Here is a 16,778-nt window from a genome sequence, read left to right as displayed (position 1 = left end):
ACCGGTCTTGACACCGAGCCGTCGTGAACCGGTGGCAGCGTCGATGCGTTGTGCCTCAGCCGGATCGGCTTAAACCATCGAAGGAGTCGGAAAATGACCGAGCGTCCCAGCGCCAATCGCTTGTCTGCCCAGGAATTGCACGACATAGATGCCTACTGGCGCGCCGCCAACTATCTGACCATCGGGCAGATCTATCTGCTCGACAATCCGCTGCTGCGCGAGCCGCTTCGGCTGGAGCATGTCAAGCCGAGGCTGCTTGGCCATTGGGGAACGTCGCCGGGCCTCAGTTTCATCTATGCGCATTTGAACCGGGTAATCCGGCAACGCGACGCCAATGTCATCTATGTCTGCGGTCCCGGCCATGGCGGACCAGCGATGGTCGCCAACACCTATCTAGAAGGCGCCTACAGCGAGATCAATCCGGATATCGCACCGGGCGAGGCCGGAATGAAGAAGCTCTTCCGGCAGTTCTCGTTTCCCGGCGGCATCCCAAGCCATGCCGCGCCCGACGTGCCCGGCTCAATCCATGAAGGCGGCGAGCTAGGCTACGCGCTTTCGCATGCCTATGGCGCGGCCTTCGACAACCCGGATCTGATCGTCGCGTGCGTCGTCGGCGACGGCGAGGCGGAAACCGGGCCGCTCGCCGCCTCCTGGCACTCCAACAAGTTCCTAAACCCCGCGCTTGACGGCGCGGTGCTGCCGATCTTGCATCTCAACGGCTATAAGATCGCCAATCCCACCATTCTCGCCCGCATCCCCGAGGAAGAGCTGCGTGCGCTGTTCATCGGCTATGGCTACGAGCCCCTGTTCGTCGAAGGCGACGATCCCGCCTTGATGCATGAGCGGATGGCGGTCGTGCTCGACGATGCGCTCGACCGCATCAAGGCGATTCAGGACGCGGCCCGCAGCGGCGCGAAGACCGCGCAGTCTCGGCCGAAATGGCCGATGATCGTGCTGCGAACCCCGAAGGGCTGGACCGGTCCCAAGGAGGTCGACGGACTGAAGACCGAGGGGTTCTGGCGCGCCCACCAGGTTCCGCTCTCCGGCCTCGCCGAAAACCCCGCGCATCTGAGGATGCTCGAGGAATGGATGAGAAGCTACAGGCCTGAAGAGCTTTTCGATGCTGCCGGCGCGCCTGTGGCTGCGATCCGCGCCACCGCGCCGGAAGGCAACAGGCGCATGAGCGCCAACCCGCATGCCAATGGCGGCCTGCTGCGCCGGTCCCTGGAACTGCCCAGCCTGCATGAGCATGCCGTCCTGGTCGAGCGGCCCGGGGGCATCAAGGCCGAGTCGACCCGCGTGATGGGCCGTTTCCTGCGCGACGTCATGGCGTTGAACCAAAGCGCAAGGAATTTCCGCATCGTCGGGCCCGACGAGACGGCTTCGAACCGGTTGCAGGACGTCTTCGAGGTGACGGAGCGCGCCTGGATGGAAGAGATACTTAGCGAGGATGTCCACCTGGCACGGGAAGGCAGGGTTCTGGAAATTCTATCCGAGCATACGTGTCAGGGTTGGCTGGAAGGCTACCTGCTTACCGGGCGTCACGGCTTCTTCTCCTGTTACGAGGCCTTCACGCACATTGTCGATTCCATGTTCAACCAGCATGCGAAATGGCTGGATGCCTGCCGCAAGCTCGCCTGGCGGCGCCCCATCGCTTCGCTGAACTATCTGTTGTCCAGCCATGTCTGGCAGCAGGAGCACAACGGTTTCAGCCATCAGGATCCGGGCTTCATCGACGTGGCGTTGAACAAGAAGGCGGATGTCGTGCGCGTCTATCTACCGGCGGATGCCAACAGCCTGCTTTGCGTGACCGACCACGTGCTGCAGACATGGAACCGCATCAACGTCATCGTCGCCGGCAAAGCCAATTCCTGGCAGTGGCTGTCCATCGAAGAGGCGAAAGTCCACTGCAACGCCGGCATCGGCATATGGGAGTGGGCCTCGACCGACGGTGCGGCCGAGCCGGATGTGGTGATGGCCTGCGCCGGCGACGTGCCGACGCTAGAGATGCTGGCCGCAGTTCAGATCCTGAAGCACTACATTCCCGATCTCAAGGTCCGTGTGGTGAACATTGTCGACCTGATGACGCTGCAGCCGAAGGAACATCATCCGCACGGGCTGTCGGATCGCGAGTTCGATGCGTTGTTCACCAGGGATAAGCCTGTCATCTTCGCCTATCACGGCTATCCATGGACCATCCATCGCCTTACCTACCGGCGGACCAATCACGACAACATCCACGTGCGCGGCTACAATGAGGAAGGGACGACGACGACGCCGTTCGACATGACGGTGCTCAATGGGCTCGACCGCTATCATCTCGTGCTCGGCGTGCTCGACCGCATTCCCGGGCCGGCCAGCGCGCACATCCAACTGAAACAGGCCATGGAAGGCAAGCTGATCGAGCATGGAGCCTATATCCGCGAGCACGGGCAGGACATGCCCGAGATACTCGGTTGGAAATGGGAGGGGTAGTCGATGACGATGGGCCAGGCTGGCAGGATACGATCCGCAAAAGCGGCTGGGACCGCTCGGCAATGACCGATGCAATTCTCGTTCTCAATGGCGGCTCATCGAGCCTGAAGTTCGCCGCCTTTCAAGGGGGCGACGAACTTCACCTGCTGGTGCGCGGCAGCGTTTCGTCAATAGGCGAGCGGCCCCGACTCCACGTTGCGCCCACGGCAACGACGCCGCCCTTCGACAGGAGCCTGGGCGAACAGCCGATCTCCATCGGCAAGGCATTCGAGGCCGTCGCGTCCTATCTGGCGGACCGCGGTCTGTTGCAACGGGTGCGCAGGGTCGGGCATCGCATCGTTCATGGCGGTCGGGAGTTTACCCGCGCAACCTTAATCGACGAGCGCACACTCGATGCCCTGCGCAAGCTCAAGCCGCTCGCCCCAATTCATCAGGCGATAAACCTCGAACTCGTCGACCTGGCCAACCGCCTTCTGCCCGGCGCCATGCAGGTAGGCTGCTTCGACACCGCCTTTCATGCGATGCAGCCCGAGCTTGCAAGACTTTATGGCCTGCCGCATGAGCTGTCGCAGCAAGGCATCGTGTCCTACGGTTTCCATGGGCTCTCCTACAGCCACATCGCCGGCGAGCTCCACAACCGTTACGGCGCTGCCGCCGGCGGCCGAACGATCGTTGCCCATCTCGGCAGCGGAGCAAGCCTGTGCGCGATGACGGAGGGCGTAAGCCGCGCCACCACAATGGGTTTCTCAACCCTTGACGGCCTTGTCATGAGCACGCGTTGCGGAGCGATCGATCCCGGCGTCCTCCTGCATCTTCTGCAGGATCGGAAGCTGTCGCCTGATGAGCTGATGGACTTGCTCTACGAGCGATCCGGCCTGCTGGGAGTATCCGGCATCTCCGGGAGCATGCAGACGCTGCTTGCGTCGAAAGACCCGGCGGCGATGCGTGCCGTCGATCTTTTCGTCTACCGTGTCGGGCGTGAGATCGGATCACTTGCCGCGGCGATAGGCGGGCTCGACACCCTCGTGTTCACTGCTGGCATCGGCGAGCATGCGCCCGTGATCCGGCAGAGAATCTGCGAAGCAGCCGGATGGCTGGGCGTCGCGCTCGACAAGGAGTTGAACGGCAACAGCGAAGAATTGGTCAGCGCCCCGGATTCCCTCGTCGACGTGCTTGTCATTCCAGCCGACGAGGAACGTGCGGTGGCCGCCAAGATAGAGCGCTTCGGCACCTCTGTGGGCGGTGGACCGTTCTAGCCTGGCAACTTGGCGCCGAGCTTCCGCTGAACAAGGACGAGCGACGCGTCGTCGGAGTCCGTTGTGACGGTGAAGCCCATTTCACGCTCGAGTTCGATCGCTGCGCGATTTTCGCGGCTTTCGATCGACTCGATCGTCTCGATGCCATGGTCGTCGGCATAGCGCGCGACATAGCCGAGAAACTCCCAGCCGACGCCAAGATGCTTGCGATCCTCGCGAATGCAGATGGCGACTTCGCCACGCCGGTCGGCCGGATCGCTGGCAAGCGTTGCCACCGCGATCAGCATTCCGTCGGTCGAAAAGGCGAGAAAATTATGGACGTGCGGATCGTCGGAGCGGGTCATCTCCACCAGTCGCTCATGCGAAACTTCCTTCAAGGCTCCGAGGAAGCGGAAGCGCAGGTCCTCCGGCGTCACATGGGTGAAGAACTCGGCAACGATCGGCTCATCGTCGGGGCGTGCACGGCGCACTTCGAAGCGAAATCCGGTGTGGGTTGTAAGTGTGGTTTTCATTTTCCGCCCCTTTCAGGATTGATGCGCGGGATTGGCTTAAATGGCCTCATTCCCCCATTGCCAGCAGCGTATCGCGCTTGAGAATTTCGATGTTGCGCAGGCTGAGCAGGCGGATAACGCCTTTCTCCTTCAGGCGGGTGAAGACTCGCGAAACGGTTTCGATGGTGAGGCCGAGATAGTCGCCGATGTCGTTCCGCGACATTGGCAATTCCACCTGCCGCAAACCGCCCTGACGCTCCGACATCTCGACGAGGAATGCCGCGACGCGCTCAATGGCGTTCTGACGGCCAAGCACCAGGAGATGTTCCTGCGCCCGGGTCAGGCCCTTGAGCGCGAGAGGCAGCAGCTGGCGGGACATATCCGTGCCTGATGGAGCGCGGAAGGTCCGGACACCGGTTGCGTTGATCGCTTCGGCGAAGAAGTGGTGAGTGGCGTCGGCCTCGAACCCGAAGGTTTCTCCCGCCAGATGGAACGCGCTGATCTGCCTGCGGCCGTCGGCGAGCAGGCGGTAGATGCGGACCGCGCCGAATTCGACTTGGTAGAGGGCACCCGCCTTTTCGCCCTGGGCGTAGATCTCGGCGCCTGCCGAGAAGAAGCTCACCGGCTGCACGGTCGCGCCGTCAAAGATGGCGGCTGGGTTCTGCTGGGGGAGGTATGACGGCAGTTCGATCTTGGCGGAGGCGTACATGGCTGTGGTCCCGGTTGATCCGTGACAACAGCAATCGCGCAAAACCGGCAACGCCGAAATTCGGTTATGTCCCTACGGGAAACTACCTAGAGCCGAGCTCGAGAGCACCCGATCGATCCAGGTCTTGCCGTCCTAGTTGCGCTCTCTGTGCGATTGACCGCGATCAAGGCTGGCATGCCTCGGCAAGGCAACTATCGAGTCGGAACCAACCATCCAACCAAGGGAATTTGGTCATGACCTCCGACACCGTCGAAATCTGGGCTGGGATACTCGGCCTTGCCTATATTGCCGCCTTGGGCCTTTATTCGGAAATGCTTTCCGCCCGGAAGCGCAGTCGCGTTGCCGCGAGCTACGGCTTCGGTCGCCACACCAGGCCGCGCGCGGCGAGGAGCAAGCACTCGCGATAATACCGTTCCCCGTCGGACAGAGCGTTTAACTCCTCATTTCGAGGATACGTCATGAAGGCAATGGTATTGGAGAAGCCCGGTTCGCCGTTGAAGGCTATGGATCGCCCCGACCCTACGCCGCGACCGGGCGAAATAAGGCTCAGGGTCGAAGCCTGCGCCGTCTGCAGGACCGACCTGCATGTCGTTGACGGCGATCTGCCGCGGCCGAAGCTGCCGCTTGTGCCCGGCCACGAAATCGTCGGCATCGTGGACCTGGTTGGCGAGGGCGTGTCACAGTCTCGGCTTGGCCAGAGAGTAGGCGTTCCGTGGCTGGGACATACTTGCGGGCATTGCCCTTATTGTGTCGCCGGTGCCGAGAACCTTTGCGATCTGCCTTTTTTCACCGGCTACACACGTGATGGCGGCTTCGCCAGTCATGTCGTTGCCGACGAGCGTTTCGCCTTCGATCTCGACGCCACGGCGGATCCAGTGTCGCTAGCGCCACTCCTATGTGCAGGGCTGATCGGCTGGCGCTGTCTCAAGAAGGCGGGCGGCGGCAGGCGGCTAGGGATCTACGGCTTCGGCGCCGCCGCGCATATCATCACGCAAGTCGCGGTCTGGCAGGGACGTCAGATCTTCGCCTTCACGCGGTCCGGCGATGCTCAAGCACAGGAATTCGCGCGCTCGTTGGGCGCTGTCTGGGCAGGGTCGTCCGAGGAATTGCCCGCTGCCGAGCTCGACGCGGCGATCATTTTCGCCCCGGTCGGCGACTTGGTGCCAGCGGCTTTTCGGGCTGTGCGCAAAGGCGGCCGCGTGGTTTGCGGCGGTATCCATATGAGCGACATCCCGCCGATGCCTTACCGACTTCTCTGGGGAGAAAGAGAGTTGGCTACAGTCGCCAATCTTACTCGCCGTGACGCGGAGGAATTCTTCCCGATAGCGAAGCGCGCTCAGGTGCGCACGCACACAAAGGTCTATCCGCTGGAGCAGGCCAACCAGGCGCTGGAGGATTTGCGGATGGGCAGGCTGAGCGGCGCAGCGGTTCTGCGGCCATGATGCCTTGGATGAGTTGGCCGGCCAGTTTGACTTGGCGCAAGGACAGCACGCGACCGCGCAAGCAGGATAGTGGGAATGTAAATGCTTGTCCTGCCACCCGGATGGAGGATCGTCATGAAGACCATATTCAAGCTTGGACTTGTCGCAGCCATACTCATCACCTGCAATACCGGCGCCGTTCGAGCTGCTTCACTCGTCAAGGTCTCCCTTTGGGACAAAGGCGCAAGTACTGAGATGCCAATCGGCCTCGTCTATGCGACGCCAGGACTGGACATGACAAAAGCCACCATGGGCATGAAGGTTTCGCCCGGTGCGGTGAAAGCCGGAAGGGTCACCTTCAAGGTGAAGAATGATTCCAAGGATACCGTTCACGAAATGATCGCGATGTTTCTCGCCGACCCGAAGAAGTCCCTTCCTTACATTGACGCCGAGAACCGGGTCGACGAAGAAAAGGCAGGCGACAAGGGCGTGGTTTCGGAACTGGATCCCAGCAAATCTGGATCATTTGACCGTTGATCTGAAAGCGGGAAAATACCTGCTCATCTGTAACGTGCCAGGCCACTACGGCGCCGGCATGTGGGCCGAATTTACAGTTAATCCATAGGCTGGTGGCTCTCGGCTGAAATCCGCGACCGCCTTAGCTTCGCAGCTTGGGTGAAATCGCCAGTTTCGCTCGAAATTTAGGGCACCCTGCCAAGAAGTGGCTCGGCATTTGTCGGCCGGAGCCAGCACTCCCGATTGCTCTCGCGATTGTTACGGCCACCGACCTCAAAGCCCTCGCTCGCCGAGCAGACGCATTTGCCCGATCCACTTCGCCCGTTTCGCCTTGCTCGTGCTGGCGACCATGCCGAACAGCGTTTCCCTTACTGGCCTGATGCCGACAAAGTTGAGGATGCCGCGTCGCATGCCGGCTATCCCGTGGCTGAGGAACCAGATCCGGTAGACGGCCGCGGGCATTCCCATGGTCACGACCAGGCGGGCGGAGCGACCACGCAACAACGATTTGGCGAAACTCTCGCCTTTGGCTGGGTAGGCGAACGCCGTGCCTGGTCGCATCACCTGCTCGAGGAAAGCTTTCAGCATCGCCGGCACTGTGCCCAGCCAAAGTGGGAAGACAAAGACGAAATGCTCCGCCCAGACGACCGCCTCGGCAGCTTCCTTGAGACTGTCGGGGATCGCTCCGTGCTCGAACTCCTGCATCGTCCGAAGGAGCGGAATGTCCAGCAAGGCCAGATCGATCCTGCGTACGATATGGCCCGCACGTTCAGCACCATCGGCGTAAGCAGAAGCCAGGGCCCGGCAGAGCCGCTCCGGTGATGGATCGGGGTGGCCGATGACAACGAGGATATGGCGAGGCACCACTTGGCTCCTACCAACCAAGAAACTGCTAGGGCCGTTCCACGCGGGCGACCTGGTAAGTGTGCATGGCTCCGTTGCGCCTTATCGAGACATACTCGCCGGTCACGAAGCATTCGTCGTCGAGGTGAAATCCGGCCTCGTCGTCACGGTCGCCCTCGGTATAGTCGAAAAACCATTGTCCGCCCGGCTTGCGGCGCAAGCGCCCGACAAGATCGTCTTCGCCGGCTCGGAAATGGCGGACGCGGCAGAGCGCCTGGTGTGATTTCCATTCCTTGGCGTCCAGTCGTCCTTCGTCTGTGAGCGGTGCCAGCACATCATAGCCTTCCTCGCGGTCGCCTTCCGGATGGCCTTTTTCGCGAGCAAGAAGCAGGCGGATATTTCTGAATTTGGGGGTGAGGTCGTGCAATGCGGTCATGGCAAACTCCTTCGAGGCCATTCCTATCGCAGCGTCCGAGCTGGGCCTTGATCAAGGTCAAATGGCCTGACTTCGCGAAAGGTTAGCTCGTGCCTGTCGGAATATGCTCGCGAACCCAGCCAACGATCTGGCTGGCGCTCATCGCGCCCGAGATTCGCGCTATTTCTTTCTGACGATGAAACAAGATCATCGTCGGGATGCCGCGAATACTCAGTCTCGCCGCGATAGCCTGCTCTTTGTCGGAATTCAGCTTGACCAGCCGAACGTGAGGCTCAAGGGCCTTGGCGGCGGCTTCATAGGCCGGCGCCATCATCTTGCAGGGACCGCACCAGGGAGCCCAGATGTCGACTAGCACGGGCAGACTGCCGCGCCCGACCTGGCGATCGAAGTTTGCCCCATCGATGTCCTGCGGCAATCCCGAAAATAGCGGCGCACCGCACTTTCCACATTTCGCGTCGGTGCCATTCCGGCCGCGCGGCACGCGGTTGACCACCCCGCATTTGGTGCAAACCACCAGATTCTCCTGCGACATGACCTTTCGGCGCTCCTATTTCCGACTGTGCCCTAAACGCCCCTCGCCAAGCGCACGCAGCGCATTGAGGATGACGGCGACGTCTATCCCCTCCTGAAGCAACGCGCCTGCCACTGGCGTCAGGTGCCCCATGGCGGCCGCGATCATCGCAGCGCCCGAAAGCGCCAGTCCCACAATGATGCTCTGCAGGGCGATACCGCGCGTGCGCATGGCGATCCGCAACGCCTCCGCAACCGGCTGCAGGCTATCGGTCAGCACGACAACATCGGCGGCTTCCGATGAGGCCGTACCGCCGCGAGCTCCGAGCGCGACGCCAACGGTCGCCGCGGCAAGCGCAGGAGCGTCGTTGATGCCGTCGCCGACCATCATCGTCGGCGCCGTCGCCTTCTCGACCTTGACCGTTTCGACCTTGCCCGCCGGCGTGGCATCGGCAAACACGGCGTCGAATTTGAGCGAAGCGGAAACTTTTTCGGCGGCCGCGCTGTCGTCGCCGGTGAGCATGACTATCCGCGTGACGCCTACCGCACGCAAAGCGCCAACCGTTTCGATAGCATCTTCGCGTATGGCGTCTCCGAATGTGAAGATACCGGCAAGTCGGCCATCCAAAGCCACGAACACCCTCAGCACTTGCGCGCTCCGGTGCCGTTTTTCAGCACTTTCCGCCCATCCTGGCAGCGGCCCGCCCCCAAGAACGAGCGGCCTCGACCCGGCGGCGACCGACATCCCGTTCACCAGACCCTTGAGGCCTTCTCCACGATGCTCGCGGACATCACAAGGTTGGGAAAGCGTTAGCTTTCTACGGCGGGCGATGCGGACGATCGAATCCGCAAGGACATGGTGGGAGGCCTGTTCGAGCGAGGCCAGCAGCCGCAGCACTTCATCGGCTTGCCGATCTGGAGCGACGTCGATCTCGATCAGCTCGGCGCCGCCCAGCGTCAAAGTTCCCGTCTTGTCGAAGATTGCGGTGCGTATCTGGGCGAGCGCCTCCAGCGCCGCGCTGCCTTTCATAAGAATGCCGGCGCGGGCAGCGCGCGATACGCCCCCGATGAACGCAACCGGCGCCGCGAGGATCAGCGGGCAAGGCGTGGCGACCACCAGAACCGCGAGCCCTCGGATCGGGTCACCCGAAAGTCGCCAGGCGATACCCGCGAGCAGGAGAGTGACCGGAAGCAGGAGCAGCGCGAAACGATCAGCGATGCGTATGAATGGCGCTTTGGCCGTTTGCGCTGCCGCGACCATGCGCACGATCGCGGCATAAGTGCTGTTGTCGGCGATGGCCGAGGCCCGCATGAAAAAGGCTTCGCCGGCATTGACTGTGCCGCTGCGCAATGCGTCGCCGGTGCCGCGACGCTCCGGCAGGGGCTCGCCGGTGACTGTCGATTCATCCAACACGGCCGAAGCGTCGATCAGGAATCCGTCGACCGGCAGCAACTCGCCGGCGCGCACCAGAAGCTCGTCGCCGACCGCTACTTGCTCGATCGGAACCGTCTCGGTGCCCTGTGCGCATTTACGATGCGCGACGCGCGGCGCCCTATCGGTCAGCGCTCTGAGATTACGTTCCGCCCTACCACGCGCGAAGTCTTCCAGCACCGTGCCGCCGGCATACATGATGGCGACAACCACCGCTGCCAGAGCCTGCCCCAGCAGCAGAGCCGCCGACATCGAAACCAGCGCGATCGCGTCGACGCCGATCCGGCCGATCCAAAAATCCCGCAAGATGGAGATGGCGAGTACGACAACGACCGGCAGGGTCGCCACTGTCCAGATTGTGTCGGGCGAGAGGGGACCAGTACCGCTCCGCCACACGCCCAACCCAAGCGCCAGACCTGTTGTGGCGATGAGCAGCAGCGCGCGGCGCAATGCGGACTCGTCCATGGCGTCAGCCATCAAAGTTCGCTGATCAATTCCTGCAGCGCCCGCCATGCGAAATGCGGATTGCAGGCGCCGAGGATCATGTAGGGCTTGAAGTCGACGCCCAGCTTGACCTTCATCGTGTGCTGGATATCGATCCTCGTCAGGATGCCGAAGCCCTTGCCAGCAAGCTTTTTGGTGACATGTTCGATCGCCGCGGCAAACGGCATGTCGAGGTTTTTGCTGAAATAGTAACGCATAGGAGCCTCCTTCGACGGAATACGTTCGCCCGCAGAGCAGCTTGGTCGCAGCGTCGCTTTAGCTAGCCGCAGGAGGCCGGTGCCGCTTTGATCCAGCGCAATGAATGCTCGCCGCCTTCGGTGAATGTGGCGGCAAGGAGTTTTCCGGGATGACGATCCGAAATCTTGAATACGCGATCTCACCGAAATCCGTCGTTGTCGTCGGTGCGACCGGGCGCGAAGGCTCCGTCGGTCGCATTGTCCTCGAGAACATCGTCGGCGGCGGCTTCGAGGGAGAGATTTGGCCGGTTAATTCCAAACACTCGCAGGTGGCCGGCCACCGTTGCTACGGTAGGGTTGCCGACCTGCCGGGCATTCCCGATTTGGCTGTGATCGTTACCCCTCCCGACACCGTCCCCGCTATCGTGCGTGAGTTGGGCGAAAAGGGGACGCGAGCTGCCGTCGTCATCACCGCGGGGCTCAATCACGCCAATGGTCTGCGCCAGGCGATGCTCGATGCGGCCAAGCCCTCGCTTATGCGAATCATTGGGCCGAACACCGTCGGGCTGATGGTCCCTCCAGCGAAGCTCAACGCCAGTTTCGCCCATATGGCGGCGAGGCCCGGGAACATTGCGCTGATCTCGCAATCCGGCGCGATCGCCACGTCGCTGATCGACTGGGCGGCCGAGAACAATGTCGGCTTTTCCCGGATCATTTCCCTCGGCGACATGGCGGACGTCGACGTCGGCGACTGCCTGGACATGCTGGCGGGCGATTTCCACACGCGCGCCATCGTGATGTATCTCGAAACGGTACCCAATCCGCGCAAGTTCATGTCGGCCGCGCGGGCGGCGGCGCGCCTCAAGCCGGTCATCGCAATCAAGCCTGGCCGGCACGAACAGGCGGCCAGGGCGGCGGCGACACACACAGGCGCGCTTTCGGGCGCGGACAGGGTGGTGGACGCCGCCTTGCGACGGGCAGGGGTGCTTCGTGTGGATGATCTCGCGGAGTTGCTCGATGCGGCCGAGACGGTCGCGCGCCACGCTCCCCTCGAGCGAGCACGCGTCGGCATCGTCACCAATGGCGGCGGGGCCGGCGTTCTTACCGTCGACAAGCTCGTCGATCGTGGCGGCGAGTTGGCTGAACTTGCGCCTTCGACGATCACGCGGCTCGACCATCTGCTCCCGTCGACCTGGTCGCGTGCGAACCCGATCGACATCGTCGGGGACGCGGCGCCGGAGCGCTACGGGGCGGCGCTCGAGGCCTTGGCGGCGGATCCGGGAACGGACGTCGTCCTGGTGATGAACTGCCCCACCGGACTTGGTTCTTCGGCAGGCGCAGCCAGGAAGGTGGCCGAGCTCGGCGACGAGGGCGAGATCGGAGGAAAACCGCTTCTGGCGTGCTGGCTGGGCGAGCACACCGCGCGAGAGGGCCGGCGCGTCCTGACGGAAGCCGGTATCGCCTGCTTCGAGACGCCGGAGGACGCCGCGATCGCGGCGTCCTATCTCAGCAAATGGTCGCAGGCGCAGCGGGCGCTCCTGCGGACGCCCTCGAGCCAAAGTGATGACCGGGCCGACGGCAAGGCCGCCGCACATGCGATTTTCCGGCAGGTGGCCAGCGAAGGACGGCGCATGCTGACGGAGCCGGAAGCAAAAGCGGCGATAGCCGCCTACGGTATCGCCGTGCCTGGAACCATTGTCGCCGGCACCGTCGCGGAAGTGGCGCGGGCAGCCGGCGAGCTTCTCGAAAGCTCGGAAAGAGTGGTCGTCAAATTGCTGTCGAAGATGGTTTCACACAAGTCCGATGTCGGCGGCGTGGTCCTCGACATCGCGACCGCCGAGAAGGCGGCGGAGGCCGCCCGGTCGATCGAGGCACGCTTGAGCGCGCAGGCGGCGGGGTCGAAGCCGGACGGCTACACCGTGCAAGCAATGGTCGCGCGCAAGCATGCGCAGGAACTCATTTTGGGCATGAGCGTGGATCCGATGTTCGGGCCGGTCATTCTGTTTGGCGCCGGCGGCATAGCTGTCGAGATTGTGAACGACACCGTGATCGCCCTGCCGCCGCTTGACGACGTGCTGGCCGCAGACGCGATCGACGCGACCAGAATAGGCCGCCTGCTTGCCGGCTATCGCGATCGCAGGCCAGCCGACCGAGCCGCGATTATCGCCGCGCTCAACGGTCTGTCGCAAATGATCGTCGACTTTCCCTGCCTGGTGTCCCTCGACATCAACCCACTGCTGGCGGACGCAGAGGGTGTGATTGCGCTCGACGCCCGCATCGAAATCGACCCGCGCCGGGTGGATGAAACGGCGCCAAACCCGGCTCTTGCGATCAGACCCTATCCGTCAGGATGGAGTCGCGATCTTCTCTCCGACGGCCTCTCCTTCCACATCCGGCCGATCATGCCGGCGGACGTAGCGCTCTATCCTGCGTTCCTGGCCAAGATTTCACCCGATGATCTGCGGCTACGGTTCCTGTCACTCCGGAAGAACTTTCCGGATCAGATGCTGAAGCGGCTCACCCAACTGGATTATGATCGCGACATCGCCTTCGTCGCGCTGGAAAAGGACACGGGAGCGCTGGCCGCAATCGGCCGGCTTTCCTGCGACCCCGATCACAGGACCGGCGAATATGCCTTGCTCGTTCGGTCGGATCTTCAGGGCCATGGCCTCGGATGGGACTTGCTGAAACAGCTCATCGACTATGCGAAGGCTGACGGCATCGGTCGTATCGAAGGCACAATCCTCAACGAAAATTGCAAGATGCTCACAATGTGCCGGGAGTTCGGCTTCTCGATTGCGCACCATGCCAGCGAGCCGGGCCTGTCTGTAGCGAGGCTGGAGGTCAGCTAAGCGACGGCAGTGTTTATCTCATCCTGTCTTTCTGAAGCTGACCGCGGTTGAAGCCGTGCCTTCCATCAAGGCCACCATCTCGGCGGTGATTTCGGCCACCTTGCGGTCCGCCTCGATCTTGCGCCAGGTCAAAGCACCGGCGTCGCGCTGCAATTGCCGTGACAGGATGTCGACCGTGGCATCCGACGGGCCGCCCTTGCGCTCGCCGACCCGGCGCCAAAGCACGGACGGATCGGCGGCCAGCCAAAATCCTGCAAACGGGACATTCGCCTCGTTCGCGGCGCGTTCGACCTTGTCGCGATCCTTCGGTTTGTCGAATACCGCATCGGCGACGACGGAGCCGCCTTCGGCAAGGATCAGTCCCGAACGCCAGGCGATCTGGCGATAGACGCGTTCAGAGACGCCGGGCCGGTAGGCCTTGTCCGGCAGTCTTGTTTCAGCGGGCACGCCATGCATTGCCTTGCGGATGCGGTCGCTCTCGACGATCCGGGCGCCAGGCGGCGCGCCGATCTGCGGTGCAAGCGCCTCGGCTATCGTCGTCTTGCCCGAGCCGCTCAGACCACCGATCGCGATGAGCCGAGGCGGCGTTTCGGCAAGCAGGACTTGCGCGAGCTGGAAATAGGATCGCGCGTCGGCGACCAGCTTTGTTGAGTCCTGGCTGCCCTCCTCGACCTGTGTCGCGGTCACGTGAGCACGCACCGCCGCCCGCACCGCCATGAAGAAGGGCAGCAGGACGAAGCCGTCCTCGTCGTCGGCGTCGTCGAGATAGCGATTCATCACCAGATTGGCGAACTCCGGAAAACCGCGATGCCACAGGTCCATCAGCAGGAATGCGAGATCGTAAAGGACATCGACGGTGGCGATCTGATCGTTGAACTCGATGCAATCGAAGAGGCGAGGCTCGCCATCGAAGACGCAAATGTTGCGCAGATGCAGGTCGCCATGGCAGCGACGGACCCGGCCTGTCGCCTCGCGCCGGTCAAGCAGAGCGGCATGGCGGGCGAGGGCGGCGCGAAACGCCGCGTTGAGCGTTTCAATCTCCGTTTCATCGAACACTTGGCTTGTCGCAAATCCGGCTGAATTGATTGCCAGGACGCCGCCGATGTTCGCCGATCCGCCGGCAGCATGGATCACGTCGGCACTGCGGTGGTATCGCGCAATCATGCGCGCCACATTCGTCATCAGCGCGGGGGTCAACGTCCCTGCGGCGGCCATGCGATCGAGGAGGTTCGACTGATCGAAGCGAACCATCTCGATAACGGCATCAACCAGTTCGCCCGATCCATCCAAGGCAAGCTGGTCTCCCGCGCGTGTGATGCGGTGGACACCGAGATAGAGACCGGGAGCCGTTCTGGAGTTCAACTCCACTTCCTTTTCGCACGCGGCGACCCGCAATTCCGGCGTCGAAAAATCGACATAAGGCAGCTTGACCGCGCGCTTCATCTTGAATGCGCGTTGGCCGACAAGGAATATCCGGGAGATGTGGGTTTCGATCGTCTCGACGGGACCAGCGTCGCCATAGGTGGCGGGGTCCTTCAGCATGTCGACCACGGTGTCTTGGTTCTGAACGATCATCGCCTGTCGCCTTGACTTTGGTTGCCTTATCCTTCGAGTCGCCAGCTCCGCGTGTCGTGCTAGCGCTGGAGCGTCTTGACGTAACCGGCGAGGTTTTGAATCCGTTCCGTGGTCACGGCCTCCCCACCGTAGGGACCGTATTTCTTCACGTCGTCAGGCAGGAACTGATTGCCCCAGACCGGCATGTCGCGCTCGCCATGCTCCGGAACGAGGCCGCGGCCGTCGATTGTCGCGTAGACCCGCCAGTAGGGGAACTCCCCGCCATTGCGCCTCGTGAGCGTGGTCAAATTCGCAGGGCGCTTCCGCAACAATTCAGCCATCGGTCCGTCACCCCTGCCGTCCACGCCGTGGCAGACGGCGCAGGAATTCAGATATTCCTGCTCTCCGTTGCTGATCTGCTGTGCCGCCGCGGCGCTCAGCGTCAACGCGAAGAAACCCATCGTCGTCCGGAATCTCATTTGATCCGCCTCCAGCCTTTGGGTCAGGCTAAGGCGTTCCGCGCGCGCAGACGTTGATCGGGATCAATCTCGAGTAGGCCTTGCCGTGTTGCCGTTGGTCATTCCTCGTCTACTGGCCCGATGGCTGGGCGCTGCGCCCGGATCGAAGATCCACAGAAACGATGGCTCGACCTCGCGGCTCGTGCCGGACACGGCCTCCCTTACGTTCTCCTCATCACGCTACCATTGAGCGGGTGGTACGCCGCCTCCCGGCTGGCGAGAAACGGGCGCGATCCAAAAGTATCTGCGCCTTCAGGATAACTGGGCTGAAGCCTTTCGATCCTTCGGCTGAGAATTGCGCTTGATTGATAGTGGCGAGGTCCAGCTTGGCCGCCGCTGTCCCGCCGCAAGTGAGGGCAAGCGCCGCAGCCGCGACGAGAAGGAGCCTGACCATCGATGCACTCCACCAGAACCAGTTCGTACGACGCAGCAAGGCCGATATGGTTCACCGGCCCCAGTCTAGGACCTGCTCCGCAAAACCCCGCAAGCCAGCGAGCGCCGCCTCGCCAGCTGGCAATTTGCAGCTGAGGCGGCGGCGCGGGTCTTCGCTGGCCTAACGTTTGGCACTCAACCGTGCGCCATTAAACCTCTCAGCCATGCGAGAACCTTGCTGCCTCCAAGCGTCCTGCGCACCCTGCCGGCCGCCCAGTCGGCCCGCATCGTGGCACCGGCGTGGCAACTGCAGACGATGTCGTGCAACTGCCAGTCGGACAGTTCGAAGAAGCGCTTGGCTTCGCCGTAAGTGTCCGATTTCAGGCCCGATTGACGCAGCAATGAATCATCGAAGGCAACCGTGATCGGCGACCCGGTTGCCCGTGCCTCTTCGCGGAGCCCGGAGTTAAGATGCTCGGTACCGGTGAGCGCGGTCAGGCAGCGCGACGGATTCATTTCGAGCAGTTCCGCCCACCGTTCGATCCGCTGCTCTCTGGTCATCAGCAGGGCCGGCGCCATCGGATTGATGTCGGCGATCGACTGCAGTTCCTCAAGTGTCTGATGTTTCATGACTAGCTCCTGTTCTTAGTTTTGTTCTTAGCTTTCAGCGGCGTCCGCAGCCTGTCGTCTTCGACCTACGGTCTTCAGCTCGA

At 62.5% G+C, this 16,778-nt stretch carries 16 protein-coding genes; 6 read left to right on the top strand and 10 right to left on the bottom strand.

What is annotated here, in order from left to right; genetic code table 11:
* The first annotated feature begins 93 nt into the window (after window positions 1-93).
* Both D3242_RS28100 and D3242_RS28095 read left to right on the top strand, forming a co-directional pair.
* Window positions 94-2,475 (top strand): phosphoketolase family protein, encoded by a 2,382-nt coding sequence (locus D3242_RS28100; protein WP_064986078.1) that lies wholly within the window; start codon window positions 94-96, stop codon window positions 2,473-2,475.
* A gap of 62 nt (window positions 2,476-2,537) precedes the next feature.
* Entirely contained in the window at window positions 2,538-3,731 is a 1,194-nt protein-coding gene (locus D3242_RS28095; RefSeq protein ID WP_064986132.1) for an acetate/propionate family kinase, read from the top strand.
* Here D3242_RS28095 and D3242_RS28090 read toward each other — a convergent pair.
* Entirely contained in the window at window positions 3,728-4,243 is a 516-nt protein-coding gene (locus tag D3242_RS28090) for a GNAT family N-acetyltransferase (RefSeq protein WP_019859834.1), read from the bottom strand. The genes D3242_RS28095 and D3242_RS28090 overlap by 4 nt on opposite strands.
* 46 nt (window positions 4,244-4,289) lie before the next feature.
* Entirely contained in the window at window positions 4,290-4,931 is a 642-nt protein-coding gene (locus D3242_RS28085) for a helix-turn-helix domain-containing protein (RefSeq protein ID WP_064986077.1), read from the bottom strand.
* 458 nt (window positions 4,932-5,389) lie between these two features.
* Here D3242_RS28085 and D3242_RS28080 point away from each other — a divergent pair, with 458 nt between their 5' ends.
* The 3 genes from D3242_RS28080 (at window position 5,390) to D3242_RS34510 (ending at window position 6,977) form a co-directional block, all read left to right on the top strand.
* Window positions 5,390-6,373, top strand: coding sequence for a zinc-dependent alcohol dehydrogenase family protein (locus D3242_RS28080; RefSeq protein WP_019859830.1), 984 nt, complete (start codon window positions 5,390-5,392; stop codon window positions 6,371-6,373).
* 114 nt (window positions 6,374-6,487) lie between these two features.
* Entirely contained in the window at window positions 6,488-6,889 is a 402-nt protein-coding gene (locus D3242_RS28075) for a hypothetical protein (RefSeq protein ID WP_223217889.1), read from the top strand.
* The gene (locus D3242_RS34510) at window positions 6,879-6,977 is read left to right on the top strand and encodes a sulfocyanin-like copper-binding protein (RefSeq protein ID WP_223217890.1); all 99 of its coding nucleotides are present in this window, start codon (window positions 6,879-6,881) and stop codon (window positions 6,975-6,977) included. The genes D3242_RS28075 and D3242_RS34510 overlap by 11 nt, the downstream gene beginning before the upstream one ends.
* A gap of 164 nt (window positions 6,978-7,141) precedes the next feature.
* Here the strand turns inward: D3242_RS34510 and D3242_RS28070 are convergent, their stop codons facing one another.
* From D3242_RS28070 to D3242_RS28050, 5 genes are all read right to left on the bottom strand, one after another.
* The gene (locus D3242_RS28070; protein ID WP_064986130.1) at window positions 7,142-7,732 is read right to left on the bottom strand and encodes an NAD(P)H-dependent oxidoreductase; all 591 of its coding nucleotides are present in this window, start codon (window positions 7,730-7,732) and stop codon (window positions 7,142-7,144) included.
* A gap of 28 nt (window positions 7,733-7,760) precedes the next feature.
* Window positions 7,761-8,147, bottom strand: a complete 387-nt coding sequence (locus D3242_RS28065) for a hypothetical protein (protein ID WP_064986128.1) — start codon at window positions 8,145-8,147, stop codon at window positions 7,761-7,763.
* Between the two features lie 82 nt (window positions 8,148-8,229).
* A complete protein-coding gene (gene trxC, locus D3242_RS28060) occupies window positions 8,230-8,679 on the bottom strand; it encodes a thioredoxin TrxC (protein WP_064986075.1) in 450 nt (149 codons plus the stop codon).
* Window positions 8,680-8,694: 15 nt separating this feature from the next.
* Entirely contained in the window at window positions 8,695-10,566 is a 1,872-nt protein-coding gene (locus tag D3242_RS28055) for a heavy metal translocating P-type ATPase (protein ID WP_081296221.1), read from the bottom strand.
* Window positions 10,566-10,790 carry a DUF302 domain-containing protein gene (locus D3242_RS28050; protein WP_019859823.1) on the bottom strand — a complete coding sequence of 75 codons (225 nt, stop codon included), beginning with the start codon at window positions 10,788-10,790 and terminating at the stop codon, window positions 10,566-10,568. Before D3242_RS28050 ends, D3242_RS28055 begins: the two co-directional genes overlap by 1 nt.
* A 149-nt stretch (window positions 10,791-10,939) precedes the next feature.
* On the opposite strand from D3242_RS28050, the gene D3242_RS28045 reads away from it, so the two are divergent.
* Complete coding sequence (locus D3242_RS28045) at window positions 10,940-13,621, top strand: bifunctional acetate--CoA ligase family protein/GNAT family N-acetyltransferase (protein ID WP_064986125.1); 2,682 nt, start codon at window positions 10,940-10,942, stop codon at window positions 13,619-13,621.
* Between the two features lie 18 nt (window positions 13,622-13,639).
* Here the strand turns inward: D3242_RS28045 and D3242_RS28040 are convergent, their stop codons facing one another.
* The 3 genes from D3242_RS28040 to D3242_RS28025 form a co-directional block, all read right to left on the bottom strand.
* Window positions 13,640-15,196 carry a bifunctional aminoglycoside phosphotransferase/ATP-binding protein gene (locus D3242_RS28040; protein WP_064986073.1) on the bottom strand — a complete coding sequence of 519 codons (1,557 nt, stop codon included), beginning with the start codon at window positions 15,194-15,196 and terminating at the stop codon, window positions 13,640-13,642.
* A gap of 59 nt (window positions 15,197-15,255) precedes the next feature.
* Entirely contained in the window at window positions 15,256-15,654 is a 399-nt protein-coding gene (locus D3242_RS28035) for a c-type cytochrome (protein WP_051726851.1), read from the bottom strand.
* A gap of 606 nt (window positions 15,655-16,260) precedes the next feature.
* A complete protein-coding gene (locus D3242_RS28025; RefSeq protein WP_064986070.1) occupies window positions 16,261-16,695 on the bottom strand; it encodes a hypothetical protein in 435 nt (144 codons plus the stop codon).
* Between the last annotated feature and the right edge of the window lie 83 nt (window positions 16,696-16,778).

It is taken from the genome of Mesorhizobium jarvisii, from assembly GCF_003601985.1.
Lineage (GTDB): Bacteria > Pseudomonadota > Alphaproteobacteria > Rhizobiales > Rhizobiaceae > Mesorhizobium > Mesorhizobium jarvisii.
The sequence above is the reverse complement of the archived record's forward strand: the minus strand, read 5'-3'. Positions and strand labels throughout refer to the sequence as shown.